Origin of the sequence: Bacteroides sp. L008 (assembly GCF_040812255.1) — a bacterium.
Lineage (GTDB): Bacteria > Bacteroidota > Bacteroidia > Bacteroidales > Bacteroidaceae > Bacteroides > Bacteroides vicugnae.
Genome location: NZ_JBFNXO010000002.1, coordinates 1,092,690 through 1,104,892 on the forward strand (window position 1 = coordinate 1,092,690; position 12,203 = coordinate 1,104,892).

General features: G+C 45.2%; 7 protein-coding genes. All 7 read left to right on the forward strand.

Annotated features, from left to right (window positions below; all coding sequences use genetic code 11):
• Window positions 1-2 precede the first annotated feature (2 nt).
• The 7 genes from AB3G73_RS23205 to AB3G73_RS23235 all read left to right on the forward strand — a co-directional run bounded on the left by AB3G73_RS23205 (window position 3) and on the right by AB3G73_RS23235 (window position 12,164).
• On the forward strand, window positions 3-1,637 hold the full coding sequence (locus AB3G73_RS23205) for a RagB/SusD family nutrient uptake outer membrane protein (RefSeq protein ID WP_148364370.1): 1,635 nt from the start codon (window positions 3-5) through the stop codon (window positions 1,635-1,637).
• Between the two features lie 113 nt (window positions 1,638-1,750).
• Window positions 1,751-4,684 (forward strand): GH92 family glycosyl hydrolase, encoded by a 2,934-nt coding sequence (locus tag AB3G73_RS23210; protein ID WP_367745681.1) that lies wholly within the window; start codon window positions 1,751-1,753, stop codon window positions 4,682-4,684.
• A gap of 14 nt (window positions 4,685-4,698) precedes the next feature.
• Complete coding sequence (locus tag AB3G73_RS23215) at window positions 4,699-5,562, forward strand: endonuclease/exonuclease/phosphatase family protein (protein ID WP_367745682.1); 864 nt, start codon at window positions 4,699-4,701, stop codon at window positions 5,560-5,562.
• A gap of 45 nt (window positions 5,563-5,607) precedes the next feature.
• Complete coding sequence (locus AB3G73_RS23220; RefSeq protein WP_367745683.1) at window positions 5,608-6,750, forward strand: alkaline phosphatase; 1,143 nt, start codon at window positions 5,608-5,610, stop codon at window positions 6,748-6,750.
• Window positions 6,751-6,771: 21 nt separating this feature from the next.
• The gene (locus AB3G73_RS23225) at window positions 6,772-8,376 is read left to right on the forward strand and encodes a trehalase family glycosidase (RefSeq protein WP_367745684.1); all 1,605 of its coding nucleotides are present in this window, start codon (window positions 6,772-6,774) and stop codon (window positions 8,374-8,376) included.
• Window positions 8,377-8,391: 15 nt separating this feature from the next.
• The gene (locus tag AB3G73_RS23230; protein WP_148364374.1) at window positions 8,392-9,843 is read left to right on the forward strand and encodes a glycoside hydrolase family 125 protein; all 1,452 of its coding nucleotides are present in this window, start codon (window positions 8,392-8,394) and stop codon (window positions 9,841-9,843) included.
• The gene (locus AB3G73_RS23235; RefSeq protein ID WP_367745685.1) at window positions 9,840-12,164 is read left to right on the forward strand and encodes a beta-N-acetylhexosaminidase; all 2,325 of its coding nucleotides are present in this window, start codon (window positions 9,840-9,842) and stop codon (window positions 12,162-12,164) included. Before AB3G73_RS23230 ends, AB3G73_RS23235 begins: the two co-directional genes overlap by 4 nt.
• The last annotated feature ends 39 nt before the right edge of the window (window positions 12,165-12,203 follow it).

Sequence of the window (12,203 nt, forward strand, 5' to 3'; positions counted from 1 at the left end):
TTATGAAAAAATATATACCATTATTGGCTTTATCGGCCTTGTCATTATGCTCTTGCGCCGACTTTCTGGATGTGCAACCGGAAGGAAATCCTGCTACTACATCCTATTTTTTGAATGATGAACAAGCAATTGATGCCATCGACGGACTTTATGCGCCTATCCATCAGGAAAAGGGCTTCGGACGTGAATTGTTTTGGGAACAAGGGGCAGCCTGCGATATTGTTTGGGCTAAGACACGCGGTTACAATTCATTGGCAACATTTGACTATACCGGTAATGAAGATCCTATTAAGGGAGGATTTGATTTATTCTATCAAAATATGGCTCGTTCCAACTGGATTATCAAGCAGTTGCTTGACAAAGAGAAGAAAAGTGGATTGAGCGCAATAGAACATCGTAGCTTGGGCGAAGCCTTTTTTATGCGTGGCATGGCCCATTTCTGGATTGCTTACCGTTACGGAACGAAAGAACAGGGAGTTCCTTTCGTACGCTACGAAGATTTTGAGGGGGACTATGATAATTCTATTCCTCCACAGCAGGCCTCTGTAATCGATGACTATAAGTATATTATAGAAGATATGGATAAAGCTATCTCTTATTTGCCTAAATTTGAGGAATATACAGATGACGATAAAGGGCGTCCGCATAAAGCTGCCGCTGTGGCTTACAAGGCTAAAGTATATGCTTATTGGGCTACTTGGGATGCAACCCAGTGGAATAATGTGATTACTATGGTTAATTCATTGGAAACTGATTATAACCGTGACTTGGCTGACACTTTTGCTGAAATATTCTCTTCTGATTTTAAAGATTTTTGGAACAAGGAGTATATTTGGTCTATTCCTTCCAACGGCGGTTCTTCCGGTGGTGGTGTTGAATTTGTAGGTGTGATTCTTGAAGACAAAGGCTGGGGTGTGTATAACGGCTGGGGACAGATTAAGCCATCTTATGATATTTATGAAGAGATGGTGAAAGACGGTGTAGGTAATGAACGTCTGGTACGTTCCATTTTGGAATATAATCAGGAATTCCAGTTCTTTGGCGAAAAACGTAAGTTCTATTCTGATACGAACCTGGATGTAGGTTTCCAAATCAATAAGTATATGGATCCCTTTAAGCATAAGGATGCCGATAAAGAGGGGTATGTAAACACGAATGGAAACTGGCCGACTGCCCGTATAAACTTCCCGTTGATTCGTTTTGCTGAAATGTTGCTGTTCCGCGCGGAGGCTTATCTGATGACAGACCAACCGGGTAAAGCCAAAGAGGACTTGAACCGTATTCGCAAACGGTCTAACCTGACAGAATTGACTGAAAACCCTACTATGGCGGATTTGTATCACGAACGCCGTTGTGAATTAGCTTTTGAATATACCGACCATTTGTTCGACCTCAAGCGTTGGCATCGTTCTTCAAATGCTGAAATTAAACAACTGGCAGAGAAGGAACTGAACGCTAGTCCACGTATCCGTAAGTATGCAGACCGTTCTAATCCTGAATCCAGCTTTACTATAGAACCTTATGGTGACTATAAGGTAAAGAGTACTTATAAAGATTATATGATGGTATTCCCATATCCGTATGACCAGATAACTAAGTCTAATGGTAAGTTGAAACAGAATGACGGCTATAATTAATCTTTCTTTTTGAAAGATATCCATCATGAAATAGAACATTAGTCTGATCTGCAAGGATTGACATCCCAAAAGGTAGCAATCCTTGCAGATAAAACTTTCAAACATGTAATTTGATGAAATTTAAAATTCTTACATGTGCAGTCATTGCATTTTTTGTTTTCAGTTTTTGTTCGTCCGGTAAACAATCCCCTGTTGACTATGTCGATCCCTTTATAGGGACGGGGTTTCATGGTCATACTTATCTGGGTGCAACCGTTCCTTTCGGTGGGGTACAATTGAGTCCCGACACCCGTGCTGGAAACTGGGATGCTTGTGCGGGATATCATTACAGTGATACTACTTTAAAAGGCTTTTCGCACACTCATCTTAGCGGAACGGGATGTATTGATCTGGGCGACATACTGTTTCGTCCCACCACTCAAAGACCGGACTTAACAGCAGAAGGAAGTATTTGCCGACCGACAGCTTTTTCCCACAAAGATGAGAAGGCATCAGCCGGATATTACTCGGTATTGCTGAGAGATGAAGGGATAAAAGCAGAGTTGACTGCAACCGCTCATGTCGGTGTGCACCGGTACACATTTCCTTCTGCCAAGCCCGTAAGTATTATCATAGATTTGGCTCATTTGCTTGATAATGAATATATTTATGAAGCCGAGTTAGAACAGACGGCTTCCAATGAAATTGCAGGAATGAGAAGAACCAGAGGTTGGACAGATAACCAATATGTTTATTTTGTTGCCCGGTTCTCGAAACCTTTTCAAACTGTTGGTTTTGTACAGGATAGAAAGATGTTTTCTGCTGAGGCTAAATTGACCGGCACGGATTTGCAAGCCGTTCTTACGTTTGACGATAAAGACAGTGAGCCTGTTATAGCCAAAGTAGGACTATCCATAGTCAGTGTGGACAACGCGCGTGAGAACCTTGACGCTGAAGTAAAAGATTTCGATTTTGACGCAGTGCGTGCTGCCGCCCGTAGTGCTTGGGAACAGGCACTTTCATCCATTACTGTGGAGGGAGGCAATATAGACGATTTGAAGAACTTCTATACCGCTATGTATCACGCTATGGTTGTGCCCGATGTCGTGAGTGATGTCAACGGTGAATTTCGCCGGCACAATATGGAAATAGGTCAGTTGTCTAAAGGTAAAATGCAATATTCCACTTTTTCCCTTTGGGATACTTTCCGTGCGTGGAATCCCTTGATGACGCTGATTGATACTACATTGGTCACTAATATGATCGATTCTTATCTTGATATTTACGATGCTTCAGGTGAACTTCCCATCTGGCCGCTTTCTGCCGGAGAAACGGGAACTATGATAGGATACCATTCGGTTTCTGTTATTGCGGATGCCTACTTGAAGGGAATCAGAGGCTTTGATGCGGAAAAAGCATTGGAAGCAATGATTGTTTCTTCTGAGAAGAATAAGAAAGGTGCGGATTACTATATAAAATATGGCTTTATTCCTTCGAACATTAAAAAAGAATCCATATCTTGTCTGTTGGAATTTGCTTATGATGACTGGTGTATTGCACGTATGGCACAGGAGATGGGAAAAGAAGATATTTGTCAAAAGTACATGGAGCGTTCGCAGAACTATATCAACGTATTTGATGGTTCTACAAAGTTTTTCCGCCCCAAACGGATGGATGGTAATTGGGAAACGCCATTCAATCCTGTTGAAGTGGGACGTGCCTATACCGAAGCTACTGCCTGGCAATATCGTTTTTTCGCCCCTCACGATGTGAACGGAATGGCACAACTGTTCGGAGGAGAGGAAGAGTTTATCACTGCGCTTGATTCTATTTTCACTGTAGAATCGGGTGTGAAAGGCGACCTTGTGGACATTACTGGCCTAATAGGACAATATGTTCATGGGAATGAGCCGAGTCATCACATCGCTTATTTGTATGATTATGTAGGACAGCCTTGGAAGACACAAGAGATGACACGCCGGTTGCTTCATGAAATGTATAAGCCTGTGCCCGGGGGAATCATAGGTAATGAAGACTGCGGGCAGATGTCTGCCTGGTACATACTATCCAGTCTGGGTATCTATTCTGTATGTCCCGGAAGTAATGAATTTGCGCTGACCAGTCCTCTGTTCGAGAAAGCGGTTGTCAATTTGGCAAACGGAAAGACGCTGACTATTCTTGCCAACAACCCGAAGAAGAATATTTATATCAGTAAAGTAGAGCTGAACGGCAAGCGGATAGATACCAATTTCATCACTTATGCACAACTGATGGAAGGTGGTGAACTTCGTTTTACTTTAACCGATACACCGGATAAGACCCGGGGAATTTCAGCAGAGGCCGCTCCTTATTCCTATACCCGCGAAAATGTGGTGTCCATTCCTTATGTGGATAGAGATTTGAATCTCTTTATGGATAAAACAGAAATCACTCTTGCTACGGCAACCGCAGGAGCCGGAATCCGGTACACGTTAGACGGAAGTGAGCCGACAGAGTCATCTCCACTTTATGAGAAACCGTTCGAGTTGGATAAGACCACTCAGATAAAGGCAAAGGGATTTAAGGAAGGTTTCCGCCCAAGCAAAGTCTTGTCTATTCAGGCTACCAAAGCCGAATTGAAAGCTGCACTTCCGGTGAATCCCATTTTAAACGGTACTTCTTATAAGTATTTCGAGGGTACATATCAGAAAGTGGCGGATATTGAAAAGACACCTTTGCTTGAAACGGGCATCATGTCGGAACCTTCCATCAAGGATGCCAAACAGGAAGATCACTTTGGTTATATATTTACCGGGCTTATCAACGTCCCCGAAGATGGAGTCTATACTTTTCAGACACGCTCGGACGACGGCAGTGTTTTGTATATAGACAATGAACAGGTGGTGAATAACGACGGTTCTCATGCCGCCATTCCTGCTACCGGACGTGTTGCTTTAAGAAAAGGTTTTCATCCTTACAAACTCTACTATTTTGAAGATTATGAAGGCGAACATCTCAGTTGGGCGTGGAAACTTCCTTCTGCAGAAGAGTTTGAACCCGTTCCTGCTTCAACTTTATATGTGAAATAATAAACAATACTACCATGAAAAAAATAGCTTTTTTATCTTTGCTAATACTTGGTGCATCATGCAGCCAAGTGAAACAGCAGCCTACCAAGCCTGCACCAATCAATGTAATGTCATTCAACATTCGTTATGACAACCCGGAAGACAGTCTGGACAATTGGAAATTCAGGAAGGACCGTGCGGCTAATGCTGTCCGATTCTACGATGTCGATGTATTGGGCACGCAAGAAGTGCTTCATAATCAATTGGAAGACCTCAAGCAGCGCTTGCCGGAGTACGGAGTCGTAGGTGTAGGCCGTGAGGATGGAAAGGAGAAAGGAGAGTATAGTGCTCTTTGGTATAAGAAGAATCGTTTTGATTTACTTGATTCGGGATATTTTTGGTTGAGCGAAACGCCCGAAGTGCCCGGTTCTAAAGGATGGGATGGTGCTTGCGAACGTATCGCTTCGTGGGCGAAACTGAAGGACAAGACTTCCGGCAAGGAATTCTTTGCCTTGAACACTCATCTGGACCATGTAGGCGTAGTGGCACGGCGCGAAGGAATCAGCCTTATGCTGGACAGAGTGAACCAATTGAGTGGCGGACTGCCGGTGATTGTTACAGGGGATTTCAATTCGGAACCGGAATCGGATGTCATCAAGCACGTGACTGATCCTGCTAATCCGGAACATCTGACGGATGCTCGTCTTGCGTCGCCTGTTGTTTACGGTCCGGCATGGAGTTTTCACGACTTCGGCAAGATTCCTTATCAGCATCGCCCGTTGATTGACTATGTGTTCATTCGCAATGGATTCGATGTGCTTAGATATGGTGTACTCGCCGAAACGGAAAATGAGGCTTTTCTGTCAGACCATGCACCGGTTTTAGTGACAGTTGAATGAGAGTTTTAAATTGTACAAAAGAAATTATTGATAAAAATAATGACAATGAAGAAGATGTGGAAAAACTGCATATTGGCAGTATTGGTAGTTGTATTATTGCCTGCCTGCGCATTTGCGCAAGATCGTCGTGACAAGGAACAAACGTATGTGTTGGAACATCCTTATGAAGTAACCAAGATAGCTCCGCCCAAAGGGAAGAAGATTAAAAATGTTATTCTGATGATTGGTGACGGCATGAGTCTTATGCATGTTTATTCTGCATGGACTGCCAACCGTGGAAAGTTGTATCTGGATAATTGCCAGACAGTAGGTCTTTCTAAAACTTACTGCTCCAATAAACTGATTACTGACTCCGGTGCAGGTGGTACTGCGTTGGCTACCGGACACAAGACGAATTATCATGCCGTAGGCGTAGATACGGAAGGACGTCCCTTGAAGTCGTTGGTGGATTATGCTGCCGCAAAAGGCAAATCAACCGGTATAGCAGTGACTTGCCGTCTTTGGGACGCTACTCCTGCCGACTTCTGCTGTCACAATAAAGATAGGGATGCCGAAGCGGAGATTGTGACGGATTATGTGAATTGCGGCGTGGATTACGCTTTTGGCGGTGGTGCCAAGCTTTTCGAAAATCGTGAAGACGGTCGCAATCTGTTCGAGGAACTGCATGCCAATGGTTATCAGACCCCTCGCAGTTGGGAGGAATTGGCAGGTATAAAGAGCGGAAAAGTATTTGCTGTTCCTTATCCGGTAGACACCCCGCTTCCGGCAGAACGCGGTGATCTCCTTGCACGCGCTTCGCTGAAAGGCATCGAGTTGCTGAACCAGAACAAGAATGGTTTCTTCATGATGATAGAAGGCTCACAGTTGGACGATTACGGTCACTTTAACGACCTTGACTTGTTGATGCAGGAAACGCATGACTTCGACCGTACGATCGGTGCTATTTACAAATGGGCTGCCGAAGATGGAGAGACGTTGGTGGTAGTTACCGCCGACCATGAAACCGGTGGACTTACGTTGGTGGACGGTGACTTGCAGGAAGGTAAGATTGTATGTAAGTTCTCTACGGGTGGTCATAGTGGCGTGATGGTTCCGGTCTATGCTTTTGGTCCCGGAGCCGAAGAATTCACCGGTATTTATGAGAATACTGCTGTTTGCGACAAAATAAAGAAATTACTCGGTCTATAAATTCATAAACAACTATTTCCCATGCTGAAACACATTATATTTGCATGCTTGCTTTCTTGCCCGGCAATGACTGTGCTGAATGCTCAAAGCTGTGGTAATGATGACAAATATCATCTGCCTTATAAAAATACCTATGTCAAAGAACCGTTAGTCACCGAGAATGAGTACCGTGTGGCAAAACCCGAGACAATAGAACCGAAGAGCTTTAAAGAAGCCCGGAAAATTCTGCCGTGTCCCATTTGGAGCGGGCACGAGAAGGAACTGGAGATGTATTGGAGAGCATGGGAAATAGCTATCGGCAATATCCGTGCTCCCCAACCGGGTTCCGGATTTGTTTCCAGTTATCTGGATACCGCCTATAACGGAAATATTTTTATGTGGGATACCTCTTTCATTCTGATGTTTGCCCGTTACGGCACCCGCTTCTTTCCTTTCCAGCAAACATTGAACAATTTCTATGCCAAACAACATCCCGACGGTTTTATCTGTCGCGAAATAAAGGCGGACGGTGCCGACTGCTTCGAACGCTACGACCCCACCAGCACCGGCCCCAATCTGATTCCCTGGTGCGAAATGGTCTATTATCACCAGTTCGGTGATATGGAACGCCTGCACAAAATATTTCCGGTGCTTTGCGGTTATTACAAATGGCTGAAACTGAACCGTACCTGGCGCAACGGAACCTATTGGTCGAGCGGATGGGGGACTGGTATGGACAATATGCCTCGCGTACCGGCAGGTTATAACCCTATCTACAGTCATGGGCACATGATTTGGCTGGACACCAACCTGCAACAACTGTTCACAGCCAATCTCCTTCTCGAAATGGGGTTCTACCTCGAACGCTGGCAAGAAATAGAAGATTTTGAAAGCGAAGCTCAGATGCTGAAAGAATACATCCATGACAATCTTTGGGATGAAGAGTCCGGTTTCCTTTATGACCAGTATGCCGACGGCACACTTTGCAAAACGAAGGGGATAGGGGCTTACTGGGCATTGTTCACCGATGTGCTCGATACCATCCGACTGGATCGTTTAGTGAAAGAACTGGATAACCCCGCCACCTTCAAACGTAAATACCGGATTCCTTCTTTATCCGCCGATAACCCCAAGTACAAGGATAACGGCCGCTATTGGCAAGGTGGAATATGGCCGGGTACTAACTACATGGTGATGCAGGGGCTTGTAAAGAAGGGCTATCGCAAACTAGCCAGAGAAATTTCCCTCAACCACTATTCCCAGGTGTTGGAAGTATTTAAGAAGACAGGAACCTTTTGGGAATATTATGCTCCGGAAAGTGCCGAACCGGGATTTATGGCAAGAAAAGAATTTGTAGGATGGACCGGTCTGCCGCCCATTGCCGAATTGATAGAGTTTATCATTGGTATTCAGGGAGACTATGCCACAAAGCAGATTGTCTGGGATATGAATCTGACCGAGACTAACGGAATCGAACGATATCCTTTCGGTCCTGATGGAGTGATTGGCATGAAGGCGGAAGCACGCCGTTCAGCAAGCGATGAACCTCACATCACAGTAGATTCAAATATAGAATTCGAGTTGCTTGTGCTCTATGGTGGAAAAGAGAAGAGGATTCAAGTTACCCCCGGTAAGCATACTTACTAACAACCAACACTGACCATGAAAAAGAAAATGTCACGACGCCAATTCCTGAAGACCGGAGGGCTTGCTTTAGCAGCCATGACCGTGCAGCCCTCTTCCATGTTTTCCGCGTCTTCAATCCCTGGTTTGAAATATGTTTCCTTGCGTCCGCCTAAGGAGAAGAGGCATTTTGTTTCCAAGGCTGTAGAAGCAACCATTGAAGAAACAAAGCAAAAGATAAAGGATGAAAAGCTGCGCTGGATGTTCGAGAACTGTTTTCCTAATACACTCGACACCACCGTCAGACACGGATTGAAAGATGGACGTCCCGATACTTTTGTTATCACAGGTGATATTGACGCTATGTGGCTACGTGACTCTTCTGCACAGGTATGGCCTTACCTGCCGTTGATGAAAGGCGATAGCGACCTTCAGTGGATGGTGGCAGGATTGGTCAACCGACAGGTGAAATGTATACTGACAGATCCCTACGCCAATGCTTTCAATGACGGTCCGTTGGGTAGTTATTGGGAAACGGATCACACACAGCACATGGTGAAAGAACTGCATGAGCGCAAGTGGGAAATAGACTCTCTATGCTATCCCATCCGTTTGGCATATCACTATTGGCAATTGACGGCCGATGTTTCAGTGTTTGATACGAACTGGCATGAAGCCATGAAGCTGGTAGTGCAAACCTTCAAGGAACAACAACGCAAGCAGGGCTTGGGACCCTATAGCTTTACCCGCGATTGTGACCGCCCCACTGATTCGCAGATAAATAATGGCTGGGGAGCACCTGTCAAGCCCGTCGGGCTCATCGTTTCTTCTTTCCGGCCTTCGGACGACGCTACCCAATACGGTTTTCTGATACCGTCCAATATGTTTGCAGTTGTATCGTTGAGGCAGTTGGCGGAGATAGAGCACAAGGTATGCAAAAATGAAACCTTTGCCGAAGAATGCGCGGCGTTAGCCGACGAAGTGGATGCCGCTATTCGTAAATACGGAACTTTCAACCATCCCGTCTGCGGACGAATTTATGCCTTTGAAGTTGATGGATTCGGCAATGCGCTTTGCATGGACGATGCCAACGTTCCCAGCCTTTTGGCTGCTCCTTATCTCGGTTACTGTTCTATCAAGGATGCTATCTATCAGAATACCCGCAAAATGATCTGGAGTGATAACAATCCCTACTTTTTCAAAGGCAAGGCAGGTGAAGGAGTGGGAGGACCTCATGTAGGACTGAACTATATTTGGCCCATGAGCATCATAATAAAAGCTTTCACTACGGACGATCGCGAGGAAATCGCGGCTTGCTTGAGGCAGCTTCGTGACACGGACGGAGGAACTGGTTTTATGCATGAATCTTTTCATTCGGAGAATGCTTCGGATTTCACCCGTTCTTGGTTTGCATGGGTGAATACTTTGTTTGGAGAGCTTGTGCTCAGAACCATTCGTGAATTCCCTGATATTTTAACACAAAGATTATGAAGAAAGTATATTGGATAATTGCCGTTTTGTTAACACTGATTTCTTGTGGGGAGGGCTGTCATACTTCCATACAGGCTAATGGCATTATTCCCCTTCCCAATGAAATGGTTATGGGACGGGGAACCTATATTCTGCAAGGCGAAACGAGTGTGGCCATCTCGGAGGATGAAGCCTCACAGAAAGTCTTCCGCTACTTAGCTGATGCATTGAAGAACACTTCTGTCACCCTGAAGCGTGTGTCTCAAACAGAGCCGGGGGATATTTGTTTTCTGACAGACAGTTTATTGCCGGATGAGGCTTACACATTGGATGTTTCCTCCGGTGGCATAAAAATAAGTTCCAATGAAACTGCAGCAGGATTGTTTTATGCTATCCAGTCTCTGTTGCAACTTATGCCGGCGGAGATTTATAATGCCGGCAGGAAGTATGATGGAAAGATAGAAATACCAGCAGTCAACATGACAGATGTTCCCCGGTTTCCCCATCGCGGGGCCATGATGGACGTAGGCCGTAATTTTCAGCCTAAAGAAGAGGTGTTGAAGTTTCTCGACTTGATGGCCATGTATAAACTCAATAAGTTTCATTTTCATCTGACGGATGACCAGGGGTGGAGGATAGAGATTAAGAAATACCCCAGACTTATCGAAGTCGGCTCTCATCGCAACCAGACCCAAGTAGGGCATTGCGACTACTATTATCCGCGGCGTTTCGACGGAAAAGAACAAAGAGGGTTCTATACGCAAGAAGATATAAAAGAAATCGTGAAATATGCCTCCGACCGTTTTATTACCGTTATTCCTGAAATTGAAATGCCGGGACACGCTTCCGCTGCATTGGCGGCTTATCCGGAATTCTCTTGCGGATTGGGGAAAACGTACGTTGTACGCGATTATTTTGATGTCTTTGATGAAGTCTATTGCCCGAAAGAAAATACATTCACCTTTCTGGAAGATGTACTGACAGAGGTTATGCAACTGTTTCCCAGTCATTACATTCATATCGGTGGCGATGAGTGTCCGAAGAAAGCGTGGAAGAAATGCAGCCATTGCCAGGCATTGATGAAGCGTGAAGGACTGGAAGATGAAGAGGCTTTGCAGAGTTGGTTTATTCATCGGATGGAGCGATTCGTGAATAGTAAAGGGCGTGATATCATTGGCTGGGATGAGATTTTGGAAGGGGGGCTTGCCCCTAATGCTACGGTAATGTCGTGGCGTGGAGAAGAGGGAGGTATTGAAGCTGCCCGTCAGAAACACAAGGTTATTATGACTCCCGGAGATAGATGTTATTTTGACCATTATCAGGAAAGTCCGGAGTTTGCACCGTTGGCTATCGGCGGTTTTCTTCCATTGGACAGCGTGTATGCTTATGATCCGACTCCTGCCGTACTGACTTCCGAAGAGCAGTCTTACATCATAGGTACACAAGCTAATATCTGGGGAGAGTATATCCAGACCCCTGAATATTTTGAATACATGGCTTTCCCCCGCCTGTTGGCGATGTCTGAAGTGCAATGGACACAACCGGGAAATAAGAATTTCGATTCATTCCTCCGCAGGTTGGACAAAGAGTTCAGGCGACTGGATTTTTGCGGAGTTAATGCTTGCCGGAACTTTTATGAAGTGAACTTCACAGGAGCATGGAACGAGTTTCTCCAAACTTATGAAGTGACTATGAAGACATTCTGTCCCAATGCGGAGATATATTATGCAGTGAATGATTCTGTACTGTCTCCCTCCTCTTCCGGTTTTTACACGAAGCCCGTCGGTTTGTGCGCAGATGCTACTGTTTATGCGGTAGTATATAGAGATGGAAAACCATTGGGAAAGCCTGTTCATCAATCTTTTGTTGTAAACAAAGCTACCGGACGTCCCTATCAATGCAAGCCACTTCCGTCAGCAGAGAAAGAAAATGAGGGCATCGGCCTGACGGACGGGATTCGCGGTTATGCACGTGATTTGCGTCGTTGGGTCATCTTCAGGGGAGATACTGTTCGGGTGACAGTCGATCTTGGTAGGACTATGCCTGTAAGCAAAGTAGCTTTCGCTTCTTTGTGGCGTCCCTATGATATGCTTTGGCCGGTAAGCGAACTGCATATTTCCACTTCTGCGGACAACAAGGTGTTTACTTCTGCGCACAGTGGAAAGTTCACCTATGATTTCACGCCTACCGAAGGCACTTGTTTTCCGGCATCGCTCTCGTTTCCGGAGATAATGGCACGATATGTCTGCCTTGAATTTGTCTACGGCGGCCCGTGCCCGAAAGGTTACTATCACGAAGGACAGCCAAGCAGACTGGCTATTGATGAGATAGAATTATATTGATCTTAAAAAAAATGTGTGTTATGAAAAAGAAAACTTCTT

Excerpts from the sequence above, each read along its gene's own strand:
- AB3G73_RS23205 (WP_148364370.1), top strand. The coding sequence starts at position 3 with ATGAAAAAATATATACCATTATTGGCTTTATCGGCCTTGTCATTATGC.
- AB3G73_RS23210 (WP_367745681.1), top strand. The coding sequence starts at position 1,751 with ATGAAATTTAAAATTCTTACATGTGCAGTCATTGCATTTTTTGTTTTC.
- AB3G73_RS23215 (WP_367745682.1), top strand. The coding sequence starts at position 4,699 with ATGAAAAAAATAGCTTTTTTATCTTTGCTAATACTTGGTGCATCATGC.
- AB3G73_RS23220 (WP_367745683.1), top strand. The coding sequence starts at position 5,608 with ATGAAGAAGATGTGGAAAAACTGCATATTGGCAGTATTGGTAGTTGTA.
- AB3G73_RS23225 (WP_367745684.1), top strand. The coding sequence starts at position 6,772 with ATGCTGAAACACATTATATTTGCATGCTTGCTTTCTTGCCCGGCAATG.
- AB3G73_RS23230 (WP_148364374.1), top strand. The coding sequence starts at position 8,392 with ATGAAAAAGAAAATGTCACGACGCCAATTCCTGAAGACCGGAGGGCTT.
- AB3G73_RS23235 (WP_367745685.1), top strand. The coding sequence starts at position 9,840 with ATGAAGAAAGTATATTGGATAATTGCCGTTTTGTTAACACTGATTTCT.